This is a genomic window from Candidatus Methylomirabilota bacterium (assembly GCA_027293415.1).
In the GTDB taxonomy this organism is placed as follows: Bacteria; Methylomirabilota; Methylomirabilia; order Methylomirabilales; family CSP1-5; genus CSP1-5.
This window is the reverse complement of record JAPUFX010000038.1, coordinates 1-22,268: the sequence shown is the minus strand read 5'-3', so window position 1 is coordinate 22,268 and position 22,268 is coordinate 1. Positions and strand designations below refer to the sequence as shown.

27 protein-coding genes are annotated in these 22,268 nt (G+C 58.1%); 18 read left to right on the top strand and 9 right to left on the bottom strand.

Annotation, left to right across the window (positions count from 1 at the left end; all coding sequences use genetic code 11):
• The first annotated feature begins 174 nt into the window (after window positions 1-174).
• Window positions 175-849 (top strand): hypothetical protein, encoded by a 675-nt coding sequence (locus tag O6929_02695; GenBank protein ID MCZ6479305.1) that lies wholly within the window; start codon window positions 175-177, stop codon window positions 847-849.
• Between the two features lie 119 nt (window positions 850-968).
• On the opposite strand, the gene O6929_02690 is transcribed toward O6929_02695, so the two are convergent.
• From O6929_02690 to O6929_02680, 3 genes are all read right to left on the bottom strand, one after another.
• Complete coding sequence (locus O6929_02690; GenBank protein ID MCZ6479304.1) at window positions 969-1,334, bottom strand: response regulator; 366 nt, start codon at window positions 1,332-1,334, stop codon at window positions 969-971.
• A gap of 442 nt (window positions 1,335-1,776) precedes the next feature.
• Window positions 1,777-2,010 (bottom strand): hypothetical protein, encoded by a 234-nt coding sequence (locus tag O6929_02685; protein MCZ6479303.1) that lies wholly within the window; start codon window positions 2,008-2,010, stop codon window positions 1,777-1,779.
• A 96-nt stretch (window positions 2,011-2,106) separates the two neighbouring features.
• Window positions 2,107-2,820, bottom strand: a complete 714-nt coding sequence (locus tag O6929_02680) for a PilZ domain-containing protein (GenBank protein MCZ6479302.1) — start codon at window positions 2,818-2,820, stop codon at window positions 2,107-2,109.
• A gap of 411 nt (window positions 2,821-3,231) precedes the next feature.
• On the opposite strand from O6929_02680, the gene O6929_02675 reads away from it, so the two are divergent.
• Both O6929_02675 and O6929_02670 read left to right on the top strand, forming a co-directional pair.
• Complete coding sequence (locus tag O6929_02675; protein ID MCZ6479301.1) at window positions 3,232-3,516, top strand: hypothetical protein; 285 nt, start codon at window positions 3,232-3,234, stop codon at window positions 3,514-3,516.
• Between the two features lie 249 nt (window positions 3,517-3,765).
• Window positions 3,766-4,167: a c-type cytochrome gene (locus O6929_02670; GenBank protein ID MCZ6479300.1), complete on the top strand. Its 402-nt coding sequence runs from the start codon at window positions 3,766-3,768 to the stop codon at window positions 4,165-4,167.
• A gap of 159 nt (window positions 4,168-4,326) precedes the next feature.
• Here the strand turns inward: O6929_02670 and O6929_02665 are convergent, their stop codons facing one another.
• Window positions 4,327-4,530 carry a cold shock domain-containing protein gene (locus O6929_02665; protein MCZ6479299.1) on the bottom strand — a complete coding sequence of 68 codons (204 nt, stop codon included), beginning with the start codon at window positions 4,528-4,530 and terminating at the stop codon, window positions 4,327-4,329.
• A 325-nt stretch (window positions 4,531-4,855) separates the two neighbouring features.
• Here O6929_02665 and O6929_02660 point away from each other — a divergent pair, with 325 nt between their 5' ends.
• From O6929_02660 to O6929_02635, 6 genes are all read left to right on the top strand, one after another.
• Window positions 4,856-5,827, top strand: a complete 972-nt coding sequence (locus O6929_02660) for an endonuclease/exonuclease/phosphatase family protein (protein MCZ6479298.1) — start codon at window positions 4,856-4,858, stop codon at window positions 5,825-5,827.
• 162 nt (window positions 5,828-5,989) lie between these two features.
• Window positions 5,990-6,352, top strand: coding sequence for a PilZ domain-containing protein (locus O6929_02655; GenBank protein MCZ6479297.1), 363 nt, complete (start codon window positions 5,990-5,992; stop codon window positions 6,350-6,352).
• A gap of 28 nt (window positions 6,353-6,380) precedes the next feature.
• Window positions 6,381-6,593: a hypothetical protein gene (locus O6929_02650; GenBank protein MCZ6479296.1), complete on the top strand. Its 213-nt coding sequence runs from the start codon at window positions 6,381-6,383 to the stop codon at window positions 6,591-6,593.
• Window positions 6,594-7,115: 522 nt separating this feature from the next.
• Window positions 7,116-7,826, top strand: a complete 711-nt coding sequence (locus tag O6929_02645; protein ID MCZ6479295.1) for a TVP38/TMEM64 family protein — start codon at window positions 7,116-7,118, stop codon at window positions 7,824-7,826.
• Window positions 7,827-8,340: 514 nt separating this feature from the next.
• Window positions 8,341-8,706 carry a hypothetical protein gene (locus O6929_02640; GenBank protein ID MCZ6479294.1) on the top strand — a complete coding sequence of 122 codons (366 nt, stop codon included), beginning with the start codon at window positions 8,341-8,343 and terminating at the stop codon, window positions 8,704-8,706.
• A 130-nt stretch (window positions 8,707-8,836) separates the two neighbouring features.
• Window positions 8,837-10,150: a tetratricopeptide repeat-containing protein gene (locus O6929_02635; protein ID MCZ6479293.1), complete on the top strand. Its 1,314-nt coding sequence runs from the start codon at window positions 8,837-8,839 to the stop codon at window positions 10,148-10,150.
• A 44-nt stretch (window positions 10,151-10,194) separates the two neighbouring features.
• Here the strand turns inward: O6929_02635 and O6929_02630 are convergent, their stop codons facing one another.
• On the bottom strand, window positions 10,195-10,935 hold the full coding sequence (locus tag O6929_02630) for an RDD family protein (protein ID MCZ6479292.1): 741 nt from the start codon (window positions 10,933-10,935) through the stop codon (window positions 10,195-10,197).
• Window positions 10,936-11,104: 169 nt separating this feature from the next.
• Here O6929_02630 and O6929_02625 point away from each other — a divergent pair, with 169 nt between their 5' ends.
• The 6 genes from O6929_02625 (at window position 11,105) to O6929_02600 (ending at window position 16,865) form a co-directional block, all read left to right on the top strand.
• A complete protein-coding gene (locus O6929_02625) occupies window positions 11,105-11,587 on the top strand; it encodes a PilZ domain-containing protein (protein MCZ6479291.1) in 483 nt (160 codons plus the stop codon).
• 276 nt (window positions 11,588-11,863) lie between these two features.
• Entirely contained in the window at window positions 11,864-12,499 is a 636-nt protein-coding gene (locus O6929_02620; protein ID MCZ6479290.1) for a tetratricopeptide repeat protein, read from the top strand.
• 179 nt (window positions 12,500-12,678) lie between these two features.
• On the top strand, window positions 12,679-13,350 hold the full coding sequence (locus tag O6929_02615; protein MCZ6479289.1) for an SOS response-associated peptidase: 672 nt from the start codon (window positions 12,679-12,681) through the stop codon (window positions 13,348-13,350).
• 121 nt (window positions 13,351-13,471) lie between these two features.
• A complete protein-coding gene (locus O6929_02610; protein ID MCZ6479288.1) occupies window positions 13,472-14,293 on the top strand; it encodes an HNH endonuclease in 822 nt (273 codons plus the stop codon).
• A gap of 394 nt (window positions 14,294-14,687) precedes the next feature.
• Window positions 14,688-15,476: a sulfite exporter TauE/SafE family protein gene (locus O6929_02605; protein ID MCZ6479287.1), complete on the top strand. Its 789-nt coding sequence runs from the start codon at window positions 14,688-14,690 to the stop codon at window positions 15,474-15,476.
• A 189-nt stretch (window positions 15,477-15,665) separates the two neighbouring features.
• Window positions 15,666-16,865: an ATP-dependent 6-phosphofructokinase gene (locus tag O6929_02600; GenBank protein MCZ6479286.1), complete on the top strand. Its 1,200-nt coding sequence runs from the start codon at window positions 15,666-15,668 to the stop codon at window positions 16,863-16,865.
• A gap of 245 nt (window positions 16,866-17,110) precedes the next feature.
• On the opposite strand, the gene O6929_02595 is transcribed toward O6929_02600, so the two are convergent.
• Window positions 17,111-17,296, bottom strand: coding sequence for a hypothetical protein (locus O6929_02595; protein MCZ6479285.1), 186 nt, complete (start codon window positions 17,294-17,296; stop codon window positions 17,111-17,113).
• Window positions 17,297-17,418: 122 nt separating this feature from the next.
• The gene (locus tag O6929_02590; protein MCZ6479284.1) at window positions 17,419-18,078 is read right to left on the bottom strand and encodes a PilZ domain-containing protein; all 660 of its coding nucleotides are present in this window, start codon (window positions 18,076-18,078) and stop codon (window positions 17,419-17,421) included.
• A 257-nt stretch (window positions 18,079-18,335) separates the two neighbouring features.
• Here O6929_02590 and O6929_02585 point away from each other — a divergent pair, with 257 nt between their 5' ends.
• Window positions 18,336-18,827 (top strand): hypothetical protein, encoded by a 492-nt coding sequence (locus tag O6929_02585; protein MCZ6479283.1) that lies wholly within the window; start codon window positions 18,336-18,338, stop codon window positions 18,825-18,827.
• Between the two features lie 4 nt (window positions 18,828-18,831).
• Here O6929_02585 and O6929_02580 read toward each other — a convergent pair whose 3' ends face one another.
• Window positions 18,832-19,548 carry a hypothetical protein gene (locus O6929_02580; GenBank protein ID MCZ6479282.1) on the bottom strand — a complete coding sequence of 239 codons (717 nt, stop codon included), beginning with the start codon at window positions 19,546-19,548 and terminating at the stop codon, window positions 18,832-18,834.
• 225 nt (window positions 19,549-19,773) lie between these two features.
• Between O6929_02580 and O6929_02575 the strand changes: the two genes are divergently transcribed.
• Window positions 19,774-20,277, top strand: a complete 504-nt coding sequence (locus tag O6929_02575) for a DinB family protein (GenBank protein ID MCZ6479281.1) — start codon at window positions 19,774-19,776, stop codon at window positions 20,275-20,277.
• Between the two features lie 155 nt (window positions 20,278-20,432).
• Here the strand turns inward: O6929_02575 and O6929_02570 are convergent, their stop codons facing one another.
• Window positions 20,433-20,801: a hypothetical protein gene (locus O6929_02570; protein ID MCZ6479280.1), complete on the bottom strand. Its 369-nt coding sequence runs from the start codon at window positions 20,799-20,801 to the stop codon at window positions 20,433-20,435.
• Window positions 20,802-21,358: 557 nt separating this feature from the next.
• Here O6929_02570 and O6929_02565 point away from each other — a divergent pair.
• The gene (locus O6929_02565) at window positions 21,359-21,826 is read left to right on the top strand and encodes a hypothetical protein (protein ID MCZ6479279.1); all 468 of its coding nucleotides are present in this window, start codon (window positions 21,359-21,361) and stop codon (window positions 21,824-21,826) included.
• The last annotated feature ends 442 nt before the right edge of the window (window positions 21,827-22,268 follow it).

Sequence of the window (22,268 nt, the reverse complement as noted above, 5' to 3'; positions counted from 1 at the left end):
CGGTTTAGGGAGGTGCACTGGACGGGCAGTTAGGCCAGGACGCGTGGGTAGCGGCGGACCTGTGTGTAGGAAGACACAAGTTTCCTCCACGGCGAAGGAGAGCAAGGACCATGCCAGAGCGAGGGGTCCTTGCCGAATAGACGCTGTTTGAGAGATCACAGGGGGGACGGAGCAATGAGTGAGCCAACGATGGAAACCCTGGCACGACGGCTGGACGGGGTGGAGCGGGAGAATCGGTGGTTGAAGGGAGCCGGAGTGGTGGCCCTGGCCGTGATCGCCGCCGTGGTGCTGATGGGGCAGGCTACAACAGGCAAGGTGGTCGAGGCGGAGATGATTTTTCTTCGGGATGCTAAGGGCAAGTTCCGTGGTGCCCTAGGCGTGAACAGTGATGGAACGGTATTTCTGGGCCTCGCGGATATGGATGGAACAGGCCGAGCCCAGATGAGTGTATCGGCGGACGGGTCGGCGAATCTCGTCTTCCGGGACAAAACTAATAACCCCCGAGTCGGTTTGACCCATTCGGGGGACGGATCAACGACATTTCTGCTTGCCGATAAAGGCGAGCCCCGTTTCACCCTCGCCCTTGGGGCTGACGGTTCGCTTAGCCTAAACCTCTACCAAGAGGGTGGGCTTAACTTTTGGGACAAGGCCGGGAAAAATCGGCTTGTCCTGGGTGTCTCGGGTGACGGCCTGTCTCACCTGACCCTCTCGGATAAAGCAGGGGTAATACGCGCCGAATTGGGGAGAACCTCGCTTGAGACGGAGCAGACTGGCGTGGTTCAGCAACGGCCTGAATCTTCGCTCGTTTTGTTCGACAAAGCCGGGAAGGTCATCTGGAGCCCACCGTAGGTGGGGGTGCGAGGGAGGCGAGATGGGGGTTGTGGAGGTGAGGCATACGCGATAAGGTCGATGAGGTCAAAGCCGCTGCTGGATCTCCTTGCACAACTGCTCCGACGCATCCCGATCACTTAGAAGAGCTGAACCAACAGTGCGGTGTTGAGGTACTCGAAATCAACCGGTTTGGTGATGTACTCGTACGCCCCCAAGTCAAAGCACTTTTTCGCCTCTTCTTCCTTATGGACGGCCGTAACCATCGCTACCGGAAGATCTGGGGTGGTGGCCTTGATCCGCTTCAGGGTCTCTATCCCGTCCATACCTGGCATCAAAATATCGAGGAGCACCAGGTCCGGGTTGTGTCTCTTAATGAGCTCGAGGCCCGCTTCACCGCTGGTGGCCACCAACGCTTCGTATTCAGTGGTCGTCTCGATATTGAGCTTCAGCATCATGCAGCAATCTTCCTCGTCGTCGATAAGCAAGATCTTCTTCTTAGACATATCGCGCTCCTCCCGGCGAAAGTAGGTGCTCTTCGTGGTACAATCATTTTGCCCATTTTGCCACATTCTTAACCCCTTTGGCTGCAGTGCCCGTGCCATTATGAAAAAACTTTAGGAACATCACCTTATGGCCATTTTTACAACTTTGGCGGCGTCGATCTGTTCGGAAATAGGTCACCCAAATACCTACAACAGCGGGATCTCTCAGCGGTCTGAGCCGAGGGCGAAGGGCGACGCGGGCGGTTGTGGAGGTGGAGTATGGCCGAGAAACTTGATCCACGCCAACTCGTCACCTTCGAGGAACTGCTCCGGGCGATGATGTACGAGATGGAGGCTGCGCGGCGGGTGTTGGTGCGGAAGGGCCTGCTGACCAACGAGGAGGTGCTGGAGGAGGGCATACAATGCCGCTCGCCATGCTGGAAGGACAAGGGTATTGGGTGTATTAAGAGTCCTGCCCTATCCCATCATCAGGGGGGAGCCGATCTTCAGAATCTCCTTTCCGGTGCCACAGGCACCGTTCGAGAAAAAACACGAGAAACCCCCCCCCGAACAAAGAGACAAAGACCAACAGCCAGGCGACCGGGTTGTTACCGAACGACCCTTCCACGGCCACTTTGAGCAGCAGCGTCAGCCCCAGCAACCCCAGCAGGAACAGAATCAGCAAGTGGTAGAACATCGGCGTCGGGTATCCTCCTGATCTCAGCGTCTTGAGATCGAGGGTGCATCTTTCGTGCCAAGGAAATCAAGGCGGTAAGAAGGGAGATGGAGGGGACTAGGAGGAATCCAGCGGAGGGAAGGCCTCCCCGGAAAGGCGATCGATCAAAGTGTCGATCAAGGCGTCCTCTACGGGATTGACTGCGAGGAACCGCACCCCCATACCCGGTGTCGGACCCGTCCAGATCCTGTCCTCGTCCAGCGACACCGCCTGCTCCCTGCGTACCCACATTACTTGCGCAAGGACCGACATCGGATGGTTTAGGTCCGGTAACTTGAATTGGAGCAAGATGGCAGCCCCCCGGTGGGCTGGGTTGTGGGTCGCAACGAACATGCCTCCCCGGCTCAGGTCAATGCACGTTCCTTGCGACCCCCTTCCCGTTTCGGTGGACTGGAAGTTGACGACGAACTGGACCGGGACCCGGACCTCGGACCGAGATTCGGCGCGCGATACCCATTGGCGGACCAGGGTTAAGTCGACCGGCTGGTCAAAGGCCACTATGTGTGGAACAGTCGTCGCCGCGGAGGCTTGCATCCCTTTGTCAAACCAAATGACGCATCCGCGCCGGGGCTCTTCCTCATAGAACTGGATTGACACGGGAGTCCCGACGGGGAGACCCTCGTAGAGCAGGAGTGAGACTCCGGCGGCACTGACCCACTTGGTCTTGCCGCCCAGTAGGTTCTGATGGGAGGGTTCGGCACCCCAGGCGGTGCATCGAACGGGGATCTCAGCTTTGAACCGCGGCGAGTCGCGAAGTTTCACATCAGACATGTGTGCCCTCCACGAGGAACCGACGGTAGATAGAGACGGCAAGGAACATGCCAGCGCGCGGGATCAGAGCCAAGCCATTGAAAATCAGGGTGGTTCTCACTGAAGGATTGGGATCAGGTTTGCATACGTGAATGCGTCATCCTTTAGGGGTCTGGTGTGGAGTAGGGCCGGGGCAACCGGAGTTTGGGCTTGACAGGGGGCATGTCGATAGGAGTAGAAAGGAACCATCTCTCAGTGACAACCCAGGTCGTCGCGTACCATTCCTCGAAAGACACGTCCTTCTTACGACGTTTGGGCTGGTTCTGTTCTTGGCGCTGAGCGGGTGTGCGCTGCTGGTGCCTCGCCACCGCGCCCCTTCAGATGCGTCGTGAGGTTCAACTCCGCGCCAATGAGGAAAGGAAGGCACAGGCCATGAAGCGGATTGTAGGTAAGAGCGTTTATGCGGTTCTCGCAGCATTCGCAATCATGGGTGTTGTGGGGGTGGCTGAGGCGGATTTCCTGGTCATATTCCATGATGGACACGAATTCAAGGTTGAGGTATACGAGGTGGTAGGAGACAAGATTGTCTACAAGCGCTTCACCGGGAAGGTCACGATTCCCAAAGCGCTCGTGGCGGAAATCATAGATCTCAACACCGGCAAGAAACGGGTCTTCGAGCGCGTTCCCCCGGCGTCGCCGAATGGGTCACGTCGTTAAGCAGCCGTTCGTCCGAACCCGATGAGCTCAATGGCCCCGCTCCCCCTAACGCCTTTTTCGAAATAGTACGGATCTGGAGGGCATTATTTTTCGAAATCCTTGGCGCGCATCCCAAGAAGGCAGGAATGGGAACGCGGACAAGATCGTTACGGAAGAGGACATCGCGGTTAACAAAAAAACAGCAAGGGACGACCTGCTCGGCCGTAGATACGTGAGCCGGACGAGGGACTCCCTTGAGCAGGAGGAACTATGCGAAGGACCTGGTTGGTCGGCGCGGTGGTGCTGGGACTCATGCTCGGCGGGCAGCTTGGCTTTGCGGTGGCTCAGGATCCGGCAGAGCCGAAGAAGCTCAACCCGTATACCGGAGACCTCGAGGCAATCAAGGAAGGGCGGAGCGTATACTTTTTATATTCGTGTAACGCGTGCCATGGCGGAAGAGGCGGAGGGGGGATGGGTCCCGCTTCTCCCATTTTTGATGATCAGTGGGACTTTGGCAGCGACGACGAAACCCTCTTCAAATTGATGAGGGGACAGATTCCTCCTCAAATCATGCCTGCAGTGGGCAAGAATATGACGGATGATGAGATCTGGAAGGTCATCGCCTGGATCCGATCAATTTATAAGGGGGACCCGAGTCTCATGAATTGGTAGAAGTGGGAACGCAGCCCGGCCCGCGAGCGCGTTTCATTTTGAGGTCGGGCTTCAACGCTCGAAGAGAAAAGCCGTAGCGGTTCTCGCCAACCGTGCCGGGCAAAAGCGAAAGGGCCCCGATCATCGGGACCCTTTCTGTCCAGAGCTGGTTGCGGCCAGCTAGAGCTTGATTACATTGGCTGCCTGCTTACCCTTCGGTCCTTCCACGATATCGAACTCAAGCGTCTGACCCTCGGCCAGGCTCTTGAATCCGTCGCCTTGGATCGCCGAATAATGCACGAAAACATCGTCGCCGTCTGATCGCTCGATGAATCCGAAGCCCTTGGCATCGTTGAACCACTTTACGGTACCCGTGTGTCGCATGTGCTGTTCTCCCTCCTTTCTTCTTAGGATCCCCGGGAGCTGTCCGGGTGTGAGGTCCCGTCGCGGCGGGACCTGATAGCATAAAAAAAACCGCAAGGGCTTTCCATGAAGCCCTTGCGGTTTCAGTTTCCACAACAAGCCAATCACGAAAGCTGAAAATACCCTAGCCCTTCCCTCGCTTCGTGTCAAGGGATATTCTCATGTGCTGGAGGTGGCAGCATTACCCCTAACCTCCGGCCCACCTCAGGCACAATCATTGCACTGCCTTCTCGGGCGACGCATCGTCCGGGAGGGCGCTTTGGTACACAAATTCTTTTGGTTTCCAGTGACCGTATGGGGACTCCTCGCGGCAGCCACGGTCATCGCTAGTAGCACGACGGTGGTGGGATTTTTGGGGCGGCTGTGGTGGCCCTTTGAGCTGGCAAGTCACTTTCGGGCCCAGTACTTCCTTTTTCTCATCGGAACGGCCTTCCTTTTCCTGCTCGGACGGAAGCAGCGGGCAGCCATCCTGGCAAGCGTTTTTGCGCTGATCAATCTCTCTCTTATTGTGCCATTGTATTTTGGGAGTTCATCAACTCATGCTGAGGGACGAACGGTTCGAGCCTTGCTGGTTAATGTGAACACGTCGAATCACGCGTATGGGAGACTGCAGAAATTCATTCGGTCCGTGGAGCCCGACTTCATAGTTCTCCTGGAAGTCAATCGGATATGGCTCAATGAGCTTCAGAAACTGCAAGCGGTGTATCCCTTTTCACGGGCCCGCCCGCGCGACGACAACTTTGGGATTGCTTTCCTCAGTCGAATACCTTTTAAAAGTGCCGAGATCCGCGGTATCGGGAAGGCCGGAGTTCCCTCAGTCGTTGTGCAATTCGACATCGATGGCCAGTCCTTGACTGTGATCGGGACCCATCCGCTTCCTCCGGTGGGCCGGGCCTACTCAGCGCACCGAAATCAACAGCTCACTGAGCTGGCAGACCTTGTAGGATCACTAAGGGGGGGAGTGATGGTCCTCGGGGATCTGAACACCACATCATGGTCTCCCTACTTTAGTGATCTGATCCGCAAGACCGGTTTACGAGACAGTCGGAACGGATTCGGGCTACAGCCCACCTGGCCGGCTGGACTTCCACACTTCTGGGTACCCATCGACCACTGCTTGGTCTCTTCAAGGATCGTGGTCCATAATCGGAGGACCGGGCCGGATATCGGATCGGACCACTATCCCGTGGTCATCGACTTTTCGATCGAAGCACACCCATCCCCTGCCCCCATCCACGCTGCGCAGATACCTGCTTGAAGTGATCTAAATCATGCGAAGAGCTGCCCGCCGTCATTGCTCTCTTCTCTATTTTCCCTATGTTTTTGAATGAAGGCTCAGCAAACCAGACACCTGGTCGGATGGAGTACGGCCTACGAGGGCGTGGTGTTTTTTGAAGAACGCACGTAGGGAGGTCTGGCCATGCCGGTAGAGCAGCCAATTGAAGACAGGCGGCGCCATTTCCGGTGGCCTGCCGGGCGATCAGAAGGGTGGATTGCCCCCAATCACAAGTTTTCCGTCCACGACATCAGCCGGGGCGGGGCCCTGATCGAACACTCGCACCTTGTCCGGCCCGGGACCCAGTTGTTCATGAATCTCTTGATCCACGAGCACCCGGTGGGCCTGAAATGCCGGGTGGTTCGATCACGAGACTACCGTTATGAGGTCTTGCCCAGCGGAGAGCACGACCATTTCTATCGGACGGGACTCGAGTTTCTGGGGCTCTCGGAGGACTCGCGCGGGCTGATCGATGAGTACATTTCTTCGCTGAAGGAGCAAAGGTAAAAAGACAAGACGGGAAAGGGGAATCGCAATGAAAAAAGAAGACCTGCTGAAAGTGTTTGCCCAGATGTCGTCCGAGGACCAAGAAGCCATCCGGGCGGAACTCATCGGGAAAGGGGCGTCCAGAGGGGTATGGGACCCGATGGCAATGTGTCAGGACATGATGGAGAAGATAAAGGCAAGTGGGGACCCGTGGACAGTTTGTCGAGAAATGATGGAGTCAATGCAGAGGAAATGTTGCTAGCGATCCACCGCCCTGCATGAGAGCAGAAAGTTCCGCAACAGCATGGGACCCGGGTGCTCTTGATTCGTCCCTAAGGGATCTGGTGGAATAGGCGGCCCGGGCAACCGCGGTTTTGGCTTGACAGGGGACATACCTCTCGGGGTACAAAAGACCACCTCCGGGGGACTCTGTCACCCAGTGCAGACGAGGAGGAGGGGAGCATGAGGATAGATATATTCACTAAAATGCTGGTGCCGGCCATCGCCATCTTCGTTGCCGTGATCCTCCTGAAACCGGCGCTCCGGGAAGGCCTTTTCGTTGACCCCCAGTAGCCCGAACGCGATCCTCGAAGGTTTCGAAGGAGATTCATGGATGAAACCGGGGTGAATATAGCCCCCAGCCTACCTTCGGCACAATCGATGGCGCACCAAGAATCCAGACGCCCTCTAGGGCCTCGTACGGCTCCCGAGGGAGTTTTACTTTATTGGTGCTTGGCTGGCGCGTGATTCGTGTGGATTGTAGATGAGTGCTGAGCGTCCTGTCATGGCATCGACGAGGTTCCGCCGCATGCGCCTTGCGGTGGCGGCGCTTGTTGGCCTCGTGTTGGTCACGGGAGCGGTGTGGGTCTTCGCACTTTGGGATGCGGTCCCTGCCCTGCCAGGATTCGCCCTGTCAGTTGAGGCGGTCGAAGAGCAGATCCACTCCTGGGGTCCCTGGGGGGTTGCCGGTTCGATCCTGCTCATGATTCTGCACAGCTTCATCCCTTTCCCGGCGGAAATGCTCGCCATGGCCAACGGCATGCTGTACGGTCCGCTGTGGGGGACCGTGATTACCTGGACCGGCGCCATGCTCGGTGCCTATCTCGCCTTCGGGCTCGCCCGCTGGCTGGGCCGGCCGTTCGTGCTGGCGAGGGTGGGTGAGCGGCGTCGCGTGGTGGTCGACCGCTGGGCGGCGGAGCAGGGGGGCCCGGCGCTGCTGTTCAGCCACCTCCTGCCGGTGATCTCGTTCAATCTGATTAACTACGCGGCAGGACTCACCACGATTTCCTGGTGGACCTTCACGTGGGCCACGGCGCTCGGGATTTTGCCGCTCACCTGCCTGATGGTGCTGATGGGAGACGGTATCTGGTCGGGTGACACGAACGTCTGGCTCTGGCTCCTGGCCGCTGCAGTCGGGGGATGGTTCCTCTGGTGGGTCGTAGTGGAGAAAGGCCGCCGCAGGGGCGGCGGGGAGGGGCGCCCGCCAGGGGAATAGGCACGTCAGTGGAAGGAGTCAAGCCTACAATTGACAATCCTCAGGGGAGCACGTGGCCCGTGGCGCTTGGCTCTTGATAGTAAGCTGATCCGAAGGGGCCCTGGGCTTGACACTGCCCCCCCCGCGGGGGGATACTGATAGGAGAGAGTACCTCGGATAGTGTCTATGAGAAATAGATTCGAACAACTTCAGGCGTCGCTTCTGTACTGCAACACATGTCAGCGGGCGATGCCTGTCCGGCAACGACTCCTCCTGATCCTTCCTGATGGGGAGTTATACGATTACCTCTGTCAGGGCTGTGGCAGTTCTGTAGGCTCCAAGAACGACCGGACAGACCCGAATCACCCATCGAAAGGCCTCTGGCTGCGCCCGTCATAAGTACCCGTATTTAGACCCTTCCAGGCCCTGCTTCTTCGAAATTTGCCCCTCAAGTGATCCTCTCTTCTTGACGATGATGTAATAAGGGAACCTGCCCCCCTTGGGGGGGTGTTGCTTTGTTGAGCGGAGAGGTGAAATGGCAGTCGTCAAGGAGCTGGTTCCGGCATTCCAGCATAGAAAGTATCTGTTTCGCCGACAGGTATTCACGTTATTTGGCGGGGCGTTTCATGTAGACGACGCGCTCGGAAGACGTGTTCTCTATTCACAGCAGAAGGCATTTACGTTAAGAGAAGATTTTCGAGTCTACTCGGATGAAAACCAGATGCAAGAGCTCTCGACTATTAAAACTCCCCAGATTCTCGATATCAGCGCAACATATGATGTGTACGACGCAACATTTCAATTCCTTTGTTCTCAAATACAGCATGACAATACTCCCACCGGAACCGCCAATCGATCGAAGGCTTTTGATTGCGGCCGGAATCCTATGAGCCGGTATTGAACGAAGGCAACAATAGGGGGGAATCGAACGCATTGGTACACACGCCTTCTCGGAGTCAGTGCAGGCCGGGAGGGCGCTTTTTTCATTTGCGTACAGGGGCGCCGGAAAGGGTCATGAGGAAGGTGAAGTCATGAAACGGTACGCACGCATGAGGGTGTGTGCGGTTCTCGCAGCATTCGCAATCGTGGGTGTTGTGGGGGTGGCCGAGGCACATTACATTATAACGCTCCGTGACGGCAGAGAGATCAAAGTGACCCGATACGAGGATAGGGGAGATCATATTGTCTATAAGCGCTTTGCCGGGAAGGTGTCGTTGCCCAAAGCGCGGATTGCAACGATCGTCAATATGTCGACCGGCAAAAAGCAGGTCTTCGAGCCTCCTACAGAGTCAAAGACCGCCCCGCAAAGAGCGACTGCGCCGGCGAAGAGGCGAAATTATGCCCAGGGGGCATTGTGGGGCAAGCTGGATACCGAGCTCACGCGGCTTTATCACCAAGGACATTATGCAGAATCAACCAAGGTCGCTGAAAAGGCTTTACGGGTCGCAAAAAGCACGTTCGGTCCTGACCATCCCAAGGTGGCCACATCCCTGAACAATCTGGCCGAACTGGCTCGCGTCCAGGGTAACTATGCCGCCGCGGAACGCCTCTACAAGCAGGCCCTGGCGATACATGAAAAGGCCCTCGGAAAAAATCATCCAGAGGTTGCGACAGACCTCAACAATCTGGCGGTGATGTATGCTCTACAGGGCAAACACGCCGGGGTCGAATCCCTCTACCGGCGGGCGATCGCTATCCGGGAGAAGGCCCTCGGGCCACACCATCCCGATGTGGCCCAATCGATGAACAATCTGGCTGCACTGTATAAGGCGCAGGGCAAATACGCCAGTGCCGAGGATCTCCACAGGCGTGCGCTCGCTATTCGGCGGAAGGCCCTCGGGCCACACCATCCCGATGTGGCCAACTCCCTGAACAATCTGGGGGAACTCTATCGGGTGCAGGCCAAATACACCGGTGCCGAGACCTTCCACAGGCAGGCTCTGGCGATCCGGAACAGAGCGCTCGGGTCAGCCCATCCGGGGGTGGCGACCTCTCTGAACAATCTGGGGCTCGTTTTTTATGTGCGGGGCCAGTATGCCTCCGCCAAGTCCCTGTACGAGCAGGCTCTGGCGATACGAGAGAAGGCTTTGGGACCAGACCATCCCGCTGTGGCGACCTCCCTGAACAATCTGGCGGCATCGTATCAAGCTGAGCGCAAGTACGCCGATGCCGAGTCTCTGTTCACGCGGGCCCTGGCGATCCGGGAAAGGGTTCTGGGACCAAACCATCCACATGTGGCGATTGTGTTGGAGAATATGGCAGACCTGTACAACAAGACGGGAAGGCAGTACAAAGCAGCACAATTGCAGGCACGGGCCAAAGCGATTCGCTGGAGACGACGTTGATAGCGCAGTCCCCCCCGGCATCATTGCTTTTGTCATCAAGAGATTTAATACCGCTTCCTCGTGCCGTCAACTGTGTTTTCAATGACGAAGACGTGTTTGCGGGCAACACCGACGATACCGCCAAGCTTCCGATACTGGATTTCGGCCCCTCGTTCCCAGTAATCCTCCACCTCTATTTTTCGCCCGTCTCGCAGATAAATAATGAAATTTCTCGCCTCTTCGATTGAATCCTCCTGCTGAGGATCTATCTTCCCCCTGAAATACTCGTAGAGGTGCTTCAGCCTCCTCGGCTTTAGGCCGAGGGTATCCATTTTCACAATCTCGCGCCACGACTGCGGTCTCTCCCACCGGCTCCAGTCTTTCAGCTCGGGTCGGACCGTAGTTATCAACAAAAAGGTCAAAGACAAAGCAAGCAAGAGGAACAACGGCCCCTTTACCTGGGGCCGGGTGTCGATGACTTGCGTTTTCGCAAGACGATCCCCCAAACGCCGTCCACCCAGGGCAAACGCCATCACAAAGAACTCAATGACTGGGCCGGGAAAGAACAGGAGCAGATTCCGCAGAATGGACTTTATGATGCCGCAGGCGTTTTTCTCACGATCCATGACAGTCAGACCAACGATAAACTTCCCTATGCTGCGCCCGCTGATCAGGGTATCGCGCACAAGAAAATACCCAATTGCAATCAGCCACCAGAATGTGCCGGGAAGCCACAGAGCCATGGCGGCCACGAGAAGTCCATCGAACACAAAGGCGCTCGTCCTCTTAATGATCAGCTTTTCCATCTGTTCCTGTGGTCTTTGCCGGGAAAGTCACCTGTGAGGCCATCTTTTTTGACCCTATACATGGGGTATCGGCACAGATATCTCGATTCTTGAGGGACCAGGCTCCTTGACACCCCCGGGCTGGTCGGGGATACTTATCCGAAGGCTGCGAGAACGTGGAGTTAAGTCAATGGAAGAGATAAAGCGACCCAAGAGGCGCTATAACCGGTGGGAGGTTGGGGGTCAGCTCACAGGGCATATTGGGCACATTCCCAAGGTGTCCCTCATCAATGTGAGCAAAGACGGGGCCCTGATCGAACACTCGCAGATTGTGCGGTCCGGGACCCTCTGTTTCCTGACTCTCTTGTTCCCAGGGCAAGAGTCCACCCTGAAGTGCCGGGTGGTCCGATCAGCGCTCCACCGTTCTGAGGTCCTGACCAGCGGGGAGCGAGATGTGATCTATCGGTCGGGGGTAGAGTTTTTGGACGCCTCGACGGCCGCCCGGCAGCTGATCAATGAATATATCGACTCCCTGAAACGGACATCCCGGGCGGCGCGGCGGCGGGAGAGGACAAGGTCGCGGGTGAGTGAGCCAACACAATCCACGTCCGGGGCGGTCCCCAGAATACATCCAGGCAGCACCAGGACACGTAAACGGAGAAAGGATTCTTGATAGATGCCCTCCGGGCCTCGGTGGGCCCAGAGGGCGTTTTGCTTCTTACGGGCGACGATCATGCGTTCTCGGCTCCTCGTGCTACCCGGGAGGGCGTGGTCATTTTCCGTACAGTCAGTCCTTCCTGACGGGCCCGGACCCGGGTCCAGAATACTCGCCTGCAGGTGATAAGACCTTTGTAACCCCGCGTCATTATTAGCCTGTATCGATTAAATATTGTAGCTTGCGGCCCCCCCTCCGGCATCAGAGTTGCACTGGTATGCTTGAGGGAAGGGCATGGCAATGGAAGGATGTCGAAGAGGACTGAGGAAGCGATGCCCCAGCCGGGAGAAACCTCCCGAGGATGCCGCTTCTTGGCACAATAAAGGGTTGAACCTGTACAAGCTCGGCCGCGATGACGAGGCCCTTGATTGCTTTGAGAAGGCCGTTGAACTCGACCCCGGGCACGCAGATGCCTGGCTCCACAGGGGCGCATGTCTGACCGACTTGGGTCGGACTGATGAGTCCCTCCATTGTTTTGAGAGGGCCCTTGACCTCAGCCCCTACAACGCACGGGCTTGGAGCCTCAAGGGCGCTTGCCTCTACGATCTGGATCGGTTCGACGCAGCCCTGCCTTGCTTTGATTGGGCGCTGGAGCTGGACCAGAGCAATGCAGATGCCCGGGTGATCAAGGGAGCGTGCCTCATCAACTTGGACCGGGTTGAGGAGGGCCTCCAATGTTGTGAGAAGGCCCTAGAACTAGACGCGGGACACGCACTGGGCTGGTACATCAAAGCGGCTGCCGAGGAGCGACTTGGGCACATTCAGGAAGCTGCCCTTTCTTTCCGGCAGTTCATTTCACTGGCACCCGGCGAGTACGCGGTCCAAATCGAATCCGCCCACGAGGCGCTGCAGGACTTAGAAGGAAAGTAGGTCAGGGGAATCACACCCCCTCCTGGAATACAACAATCCAGGAGGGGTTTTTGTTTTTGGTGCATTTAGGGGTCATCCGATTTCGGTTGCAGGAATTGTAGTTTGCCAATATTAATAGGCAGTCTCACTAGATCATATGTCAAGTCCCGGCGGGACTCGGCGGTCAGGAAGAGAGGACGATGTGCGGACGATTTAGCCTCAGAACGCCGGCCGCAATGCTGGCCGACCTATTTCAGCTGGCCCAGAGCCCCGCCTGGGCACCTCGGTACAACATCGCACCCACCCAACCTGTCCCGATCGTGTTGATGACCACAGAACATCCGGACCGGCAATTCAAGCAGTGCCGCTGGGGTCTCATCCCGGGGTGGGCGAAAGGCCCTGACGTTGGCGCGCGCATGATTAATGCCAAGGCGGAAACAGCTTCGAGCAAGCCAGCCTTCCGGGCGGCCTTCAGGAAGAGGCGGTGTCTCGTCCTCGCCGACGGATTTTACGAGTGGCAGGGGCTGGAACGCCGGAAGCAACCGGTTTACATCCGCATGAGGAATGGAGACCCCTTTGCCTTTGCCGGGCTGTGGGAGCATTGGAAAGGCCCGGATGGTGCCGCGATGGACTCATGCACGTTACTCACGACCGAACCCAACAGCCTCATACATCCCGTTCATCGCCGCATGCCGGTGATTCTGAACCCGACGGACTATGCTCTGTGGCTCGATCCGGGCGTCGAAGAGTCCGAGCAGCTCCAGCCGCTCCTTCGCCCGTATTCCTCCGAGGCAATGGTTGCCTATCCGGTCAGCACCCGGGTGAACAACCCGTCCAATGACACCCCGGAGTGTATTGAACCGCTCGTGTAGGAGAAGGATGGAAAGGATCACGTCTTCATGGGACACAGGTGAATTTGGGTTGAGAGGGTACTCAGTTTTGTGGGGAATGATGCACTGACATTGCGGTGTAGGCAACCTTTGGAAGGCTGGCGTGTTTCAGATTGGGCAGATCTATAAGCGCAGCGATATTCATGCGAAGCATGGGGGCCAGCAGCAGGGCGGGATTTCCACGCCAAAGGGACGCCCCTATATCTTGCTCTTCACGGGAAGCGGTGAGCCATACGGGTATCACGACGGCTGGGACCCGAATAAGGTCTTCCACTACTCAGGGGTGTCCCATGCTGGGGACATGGAGTTCACGGGTGGCAACAAAGCCATCCGTGACCATGCCAAAGATGGAAAGGATCTCCACCTCTTTGAACAGGTCAGTGCGGGACGGGTCCGTTACCTCGGCTGCTTTGCGTGCAGTTCGTGGCATTTCCGCCAGGCGAAAGACAAGTCAGGAAAGTCAAGACGCGCGATCGTCTTTCATCTCGTCCCGCTCGAAGGGGTGCATGTGCCTGCCGTCCCTTCGCATCCAGCCCCGACGCAGCTGCCATTAGACCTGCAACCCTTGGATGAACTGCGAAAGAAAGCCTTCGCAAGTGCGTCCCCGGCTGAGGAATCCAGTCCAAAGAAGGCGAAACGACTGTACGATGAGAGAAGCGAGGCAATTCGCGCGTACGTGTTGAGGCGAACAGGGGGCGTCTGCGAGGCGTGTGGCAAGGCAGCTCCGTTCCACCGAATGGACGGGAGCCCATACCTGGAACCCCACCATACTCGCAGACCTTCAGATGGCGCGCCCGATCATCCTCGCTGGGTTGGTGCGATCTGTCCAAACTGTCATCGGGAAATCCACCACGGGGTGAATGGAGAGAGCCTGAATCGAAGACTCGAAGAGCGCCTTGGTGCCATCGAGCCTTACAATATATGAAAGGGAAAGCATGAGCCCAAAGACGACATGAGGGGCAAGAACGGGGCACCACGTTGTTCCATCGGAATAGGGGCGACCCTTGTCTCGTTCGACTCGATGGTGCGAAACGGCGATGGTGTGCCCCGATCGATCTCGCTGGCGGTGAGCGTGAAATCTGGAACGGCCTTCAACCGAACGGTTTCCTCGTGCCGTTCCAACTTGATAAGTGGTTCGACAGGGCTTCGACGGTGAGCTCAGCCGAACCGCTCACCACCCCGAGGAAGACGGTTCGAGAGCCTCACCGTCCCGAGGAAGATCGAGGGATCGAGGGGCCGAATTTGAGCAGCCTGCCTTGTTGCAAGTGGCGTGATCGAGTGCAGCGAGAAAGTTATCAGAAATAATTGGAGCGGCACTCGTGACCTACGTGATGGGCATCGCGCTGGGATACCTGATGGGGCTGTCGCTTGGATTGCTCGGCGGCGGCGGTTCGATCCTCACCGTCCCCATCTTCGTGTACGTCCTCGGCCTCGATCCGAAGCCAGCTATCGCCATGAGCCTCGCGGTCGTCGGGACGACGAGCCTCGTCGGGGCGGTGCGCCACTGGGGCGATGGCAATGTGAACCTGAAGGTGGCTCTCAGATTCGCGCCGGTCGCCATGGTAGGCAGCTACCTCGGCGCACGCCTTTCCACACTGATCTCCGGCCACGTGCAGCTCACACTCTTTGCAGTTGTGATGTTTGTCGCGGCCGTTTTCATGTATCGAGACCGACGGCCTGCCGCGACCTCCGACGGAATGGAAGGGCACGTGCAGCCCGCGGCCGGGCGCGCGCTCTGGCTCATTGGACTGCAAGGCCTGTCCATTGGAGTGCTTACCGGGCTCGTGGGCGTGGGTGGCGGGTTCCTGATCGTGCCGGCCCTCGTCCTCTTCATCGGGCTTCCGATGAAGATGGCCGTGGGAACCTCGCTCGTCGTCATTGCACTCAATACGGCCTCGGGTTTCTACGGCTACCTGGGGCAGACCGAGATCCTCTGGGGCTTGATGGGCGTGTTCACGAGTATCGCCATCGTTGGGATTGTCACCGGGGTTTACCTGGCGCGCTTCGTCTCGGCACAAGCGCTCCGGCGCGCCTTTGCGGTGTTTGTGCTGTTGATGAGCGTGGTCATCTTCTATCAGAACATCGGCGGGCTGCTCTCGGCAATGTGAGCGGGATGGTGGACGTTCGATGATGGTTGTGCCCCACGGTGACTTGGCACTGAAGTTGCTAACGCTGGTCTCTTAGAGTACACTTCCGGTCGCGGGCCCCCGAAGGCAGCAAGAAGGGGTGCGGTTCCGTGATGGAGAGCGTGACCGGGATGATATTCATGTGGCGAGGGTCAAAGGAGGAGTGCGGGCGTGGCAGCGTACAGAGGCACGATCGGAATTTTGACCGGCGGGGGTGATGTTCCGGGACTCAATCCGGCCATCCGCGCCATCACCATTCGCGCCCTGCATGAGGGATACCGGGTACTGGGGATTCGGCGCGGCTGGGCCGGGCTGATCGAGCTGGTTCCGGACAAGGATGCCGACAATAACGGCCGGGTCCAGGTCCTGACGGAAGATGTGGTCAATCGGGCCGCGCGGACGGGTGGAACCTTCATCCACACCTCGCGTACCCGGCCGAGCCGCCTTCCGAAAATTCTCGTCCCCGACCACCTGAAAACGAAGTACGAAGAGGAGATCAACGACGTCACCCCCGATGTGCTCAAGAACCTGGAGTTCCTCGGTGTCGACTTCCTCATTCCCATCGGGGGCGACGATACCCTCAGTTATGCTGAGCGCCTTCACAAGGAAGGTGTCAAGATCGTCGGGGTCCCCAAGACGATGGACAATGATGTTCCCGGGACCGACTATTGCATCGGGTTCAGCACATGTGTCACACGGACAATCGAGATGACCCACAAACTTCGAACGACTGCCGGGTCACACGAGCGCTTTCTCGTCATCGAGGTCTTCGGGCGGTACGCGGGCTACACGGCCTTGATGCCGACGATGGCGGGTGCGGCCGATCGCTGCGTGATTCCGGAGCACCCCTTTGACATTGAGCATCTGACCGAGCTCCTCGTCTACGACCGGAGCCGCCATCCGAGCAAGTACGCTGTCGCCTTGGTATCCGAGGGCGCACGGATGACGGGTCACGAGGAAATGACCTTCGAAGGCGAGGAAAAGGACCAGTACGGCCACCGCAAGCTCGGTGGGATCGGCGATAGGGTGGCGGCTCGGCTCAAGGAGCTCTCCCCCAAGTTTAACCGCGGGCGCCAGATCAACGTTGTAAGCCAGCGACTCGGCTACCTGGTCCGATGCGGCGATCCCGATGCGCTCGATTCGATCGTGCCTATGGCCTTCGGCAACCTCGCCTTGGATCTGGTGCTTTCGGGCACATCGGGACGCCTCGTCAGCCTCCGCAGCGGATGCTACGACAGCGTCCCGATCGACGGGGTGTCGGTGCGCAAGAAGGTTGTCGATGTCCGAAAGTATTACAACGTCGAGCGACTCCGGCCGAAGTATGAGACGGTTATCGGTCAGTCCCTCTTTATCATGACCAGCGACGTCTAGCCCGGACTTTTCGTCGCGGGAAGCAGTGATCGAGAAAACACCACGCCTTCTCGGGTGTAGCAGAGCCCGGAAGGCATTTTGCCTTTCACCGTAAGTGGGCTGGCGGGGCACTCTGTGAAGACCGAGAGGAAAGCTACTGACCGCCGAGGCAGTTAAGGCGGAAGGCGGGTACCGTCGAGGAAGTGCAGTGGTTTATGATGTGCGAACAGGGATTCAGCTACGGCAGGGTCCGTGCGTGAGGCATATCATGATTCAGGATCAGGAGAAAACGTGTGTTTCAGGTTGTTCCAGAAAACTAGATTCTCCTGTGTCTTGACCTGGTTGATAACCGACTCCATGAACAGGAGCAGGTGATTTACATGCAGGCCGCAGATTTTTTCCAGGTCCTCTAATTCCTTCGCCGTGAATGGTCTTGTCGCTGCGTAGTTCATTATTCTCCATCCGATCAGGAAATAAGCTGGTGTGGGTCATATAGCGCAAGATTCGGACCATTGTTCCTTTGTCGCCGAGTATAAATTGTTTGTACGGAAATCGGAGGGGTGGCATGCCACGTCTAATCCGTGGCGACGAACCCCCGGAGGAGGGCGCCGACGAGGAAGAGCTCCTTGTCGATGTCGGCTGAGCGAAAGCGCAGACCGTGGAGGACAGAGCGATCTGCGCGAGCGGCTCCGGTCCAGAGCACCTCCATCTCCGCCTCCACCGGCGAGAGAGTAGACGAGCGTGGAACCTCCAGGGTCAAGCGCGTTTGGGGCGGGAGGGGCCGCGGAAGGGCGATCATCAGCCCGCCGTCGCTGAGGTTCCTCGCCTGCCCGGCGAGGATGGTATCGGGGAGGATCCGGCAGGTGACCTCGAGTGCCACGGGGGTACGGACGGAGGTCCGTGGAGTCGGGCCCGCCTGCAAGGCCAGGAGCCGCTCCCAGGCAGGGAAATCAGGAATAGACCAGTTGGTAAAGCGCACACCCATTCGGCCGGGGGCGCCCTCGGCCGTCCAGATCACGACCGCCTCGGCCCGGGCATTCTGCTCGCACGTGGGCAGGAGGAGACTGGCCGGGTTCCCGGGGGAGAGCAGGTCCAAGACCTCGAGCAGTAGCCCGCCCCGACTCACGTCGTAGGTGAAGCCGACCGTTCGGTAGTCGGGGATGTCCGGGCTCTCGCAGAGGACCGGCAGCCGTAACGGGAATCGGGGATGCTGGCGGGTGTCAGCATGGCTCATGGCACTTGCAGCGCGTGCAAACTTTAGACCAAGTTCTTCAATCTCGACTACACCGGGCAGGCAACGACGGATGGGACGCTGCTCTTTCTCGGGGTCAGCGTTTTTCGGGAGGATTCCTCGCTGGGATGGTGGTGGGCATGCAGGTATTGACCGAATGCGGAAGAAATCGGAGGGGGTATAAGGCAAAATGCAGGCATGGAGCTTGCACACAAAGACTCGGGTGCTCTGAGACTGTGTAGATCTTCTGAGAGGAAACGGTGAACGACAACCTGACGACTGTTGTCCAAGCCTTCCAGGTAATGGCCGAGGGCTATCGGCTCCTGGCGACGAGGCTAGGTCGCGAGTTCGACCAGCTTCAAAGCGCCCACGCGGAACTCAAGGAGTACGCCCAGCGGCTGGAGGCCAACGCCCAACAGCTGGCCTCCCACACCCAACACCTCTCTGCATCGGTGTCCGACCTGACCGTACGGGCGAACGAATTGGAATCCGAGAAGGGAGTGCTGGCTGAGCACGTGCAACACAAGACCGGGCTTCTTGACACCCTCGCCCAAGAGGTGCGGCCCCCGTTAATTGCCCTGAAGGGGGCTTTGACCCTGCTCCGCGAGGAACCCGCCGACCCTGAGGACCGCCGGGCGTTCCTGGCACTGGCCAATGAAAATGTGGTAGAACTCCTGAATCTGATCGACCGCTACCTTCCACCTGGGACGGGTCGGAAAGGGACAGCTGGTGGTGGATCGCCAGAAGAGTAAGCCCTCAGACCTCCACATCCCGGAAGGATACACCGATCTGATAGGCCTTGAAGAGGATCGTCTCTGCCACTGCCGCAGCCGCGTAGCTGAGGTCCTCGGGGGCCTCCTCTACTAAGACGATTCCCCGCACCCGCTGCATTCCCTTTCCCAGGTTTTTCCGGACCCAGCCAATTCGCTGCAGGGTCTCGCCAACGAGTTCTTCCCCCTGGCCCGGTTCAGCAACCATTACCACCACAAGAGCTCCGCTTGCATCCCGGGCCAACAGATCGATGACGCCCACCGCCGTGGAAAGTCCGGCTCCGACCGGTTTCCCCCCTTTATCAGTCACGATGCTGAGCCCGGGCTCCAACATTTCCGGCTGCCTCGCCAACAGTTCTCGGAGCTCGGCCGGACCCAAGCTGAATACGGGGGTGCTCGCCTCAAGATTCTTCTGCCCCTCCATCGCTGCCTCTATCTCCTCGTCCAGATTTTTCTCTGACCCGACTCCCACCTCCGGTTCCCCGCCATCCTCCAAATCGGGATCGGGCGTTTCCTGTGCGAGAGCCTCCTCTTCCTCACGGCGCCGCTCATCCCCCTGGATGTAGAAGACGTTGGAGTCGGTGTTTATCAAATACCCGCAGTTCGGACAGGTCAGTTCCCCTTCCTCGAGGCGTGTCGTACAGAGCTTGCAGGTTGCCACCTCCTCCTCGCCGCGCCACAGTTTCTTGATTCTTTCCCTCATGGGCCTCCTCCCGGGCTCGGGGGCGTAGTCTGCCGGTTCCACTCCTGGAAAAGAGCAAGAATCGTACCCGAACTCTCACCAGAGGGTGTTGCCGGCGACCGGCATCCTCAAGCGGCCATTTTTTGCTCTTGTGACTGAGACGGTCACCGTTTGGGGTTGACAGGGGGTATAACCGTTGCGGTACAAATGACACACCTCCAGGCCACCCCAAAACAAGGAGACCACATGATGCGCATCGTTGATCCCATTCTCGTGGAGCTGGATCGGGAGGCCGCGATAACTAAGAGAGTGCTCGAGCGCGTGCCGAACGACAAGCTGACGGGGAAGCCGCACGCGAAGTCGATGTCGCTTGGTCAGCTCGCGTTGCACGTGGCGACGACGCGAGGCCAGGTCGCAGCGCTCGTGGTGAGTAGCGAACATGAGTTGCCGAAGTTCGATGAGTTTCCGGCGGCCGCAAGCGCAGCCGAACTCGTACCCGCACTCGAGCAGAGCGTTGCCAGCGCCAAAGAGGTCCTGAGCAGCCTGGACAACCAGACCGCCATGTCGACCTGGAAACTGACCAAAGATGGCAAGGAGCTGCTTGTCATTCCCCGGATCGGGGTCGTCCGTTCCATCATGTTGAACTACTGGTACCACCATCGTGGCCAGCTGTCGGTCTATCTCCGGCTCCTGAACATCCCCGTTCCCTCGATCTACGGGCCGAGCGCGGACGAGAACCCGTTCTTTTAGGCCTTCCACTCATCAGCCCTCTCGGGCGAAGCACGGCCCCAGAGGGCGTTTCGATTTTCGTCGTTGCAGGATCAGGGGAGTGTTGGCGAGGTCATCCCAACGATGGAGGAAGTTCTCGGATGACGCATGAAGGAGAAGGAGGTTCCTTGCTGCTGTTACTGGATGACGCTGTGGTATTCGCCCGACTTTGGCGCTGAGTCATCCCCGTCATACACCCAACGCTGCCCATTCGGGAACCGGAAGACCAGTAGCCTGCCCAGGGACCCGTCACCGTTCATCTCGAACGTGGCCGTGCCCACGAAAGAGGACTCGTCCTCGTTGTCGTAGAAGGCGACGAGCGCCTTGCAAGGCATCTCCGGGCAGAAGGGGATGAGCGTGGCACGCATGTCGCCGAACTGGTGGAGATAGTCCCTGACGACCGACGGGATGCCCAACCGGTCAATGGCTTTGTTCTTGTGCCCGGCAATAGCAGGAATGGGGGCCAAGAGCAAGGCGAGGATCAATGCTTTTGCTATTGTTTTCAATTCTAATCCATCTCCTTTGGCCTGTAACCCCGCACGCGGGGGCCAGGGCCCTGTAGTTCAGATAATCAGTGCAAGGCGTGGGCCAATACTGCGGCATTCACCAGCTAACTTCTTGAAACCACGACGATTCTAGTCATGGTCGGCAGGTTGCCGACGGGCCTGGCGCGTGAGATCCCCTGGCCCAGAGGACGATACTTGGGCATAATTCCCACTCCTCCTCGGGCACAATCAACGGCAAACAGAGGGCTCAGATCCCCAAGGGCGGAGCACGGCGATGACTTCTTCCTGATCCCGCGCTGGATCGAGAAGTACGACCTCTTCTCACTTCGCCGGCATTTTCAGCACGGAGAAGACGGGTAGGCAGAGGGCTCCGGGGTCGGTGCTGTCCCTGCCGCAGCGCCACGAGGACCGAGGGGGCCGCTGGTCGGGCTTGACACTGGTATGCTGATCGGGATAAAAGAACCCACCTCCGGGCGAGCCATCGGTGTACGAAATACTCAGTTGCATTCGCGGGCTTCGTACAGGGGAAGGTCAGTCTCGTACAGGGAGAAGGGGGAATGGCAGGTCTGCTCGCAGCCGTAGTCCCGGTAGTGCTCTTGGGAATGAGCAGTCTCCCAAGCGATTATCACGTACCCATTCGCGGTCACGCCGGAGAAGCGACAGCGACGGAGTTTGAAAATATCGTCTGCGAGGGCAAACCTGTTGCCCGTACCGGCTATGAGACTCCGCTGCTGACAGTCCTGAGTTCGACCTTTGAAAAGGCCCGCCGGCACTCACGATGGATAATCTCCATGAGCGGAAACGAAGCTATCGTCATGCATGGTCAGGGAATCGCACGCCGCTTCCTGGTCACAAAGCGCGATCCGGATGGACTCATTCTGGTGGATGCAGAGGAGGACCCCCCCGCGCACGTGATCACGATTGACCCGCGTAACTCCTCGTTTGTCTATTCGATTCGGATCGTTTCACAGACGTCGAGTCGAGGCAACAGCTTCGTCGGGCGATGCCGATTGGGCGGACCTTAGCAAAGAATCAGTGTCCCTCCAACTAAATCTCCCTCAGCACAGCAAGCTTCCGCGAGGGGCACTGAGGGGTTGTAGGGGAGAGACTCCCGTACGCTTGGGGGGTGCTCAGCGAGGCTAAGGGCGAGCGCCGAATCCCGAAGGCTTTCGGGACTAGCGGAAGTGACGCACCAAGGGGGGATTGTTAGCGGGAAATAGTTGGTGCGGCACTAGTAGCTGGTAGGTAGTGGTTAGTTGTGAGTGGCAGTTCCGTCCATACTCGCTGGTGGCTCGTGGTGGTCACCAACTCACTGCAACCGTTGGGTTGGAGCGGTCAAAAGCTCAAGGTTGACTCGGATATCATTTTCCGGGTCTTCTACGTTTTCCGTATTCCGATGCGTGTAAAGGATATTGAAGGCCCAACAGCAGGTTTGGTAAATCAAACCCACCTGGTGCTCTAGAAATA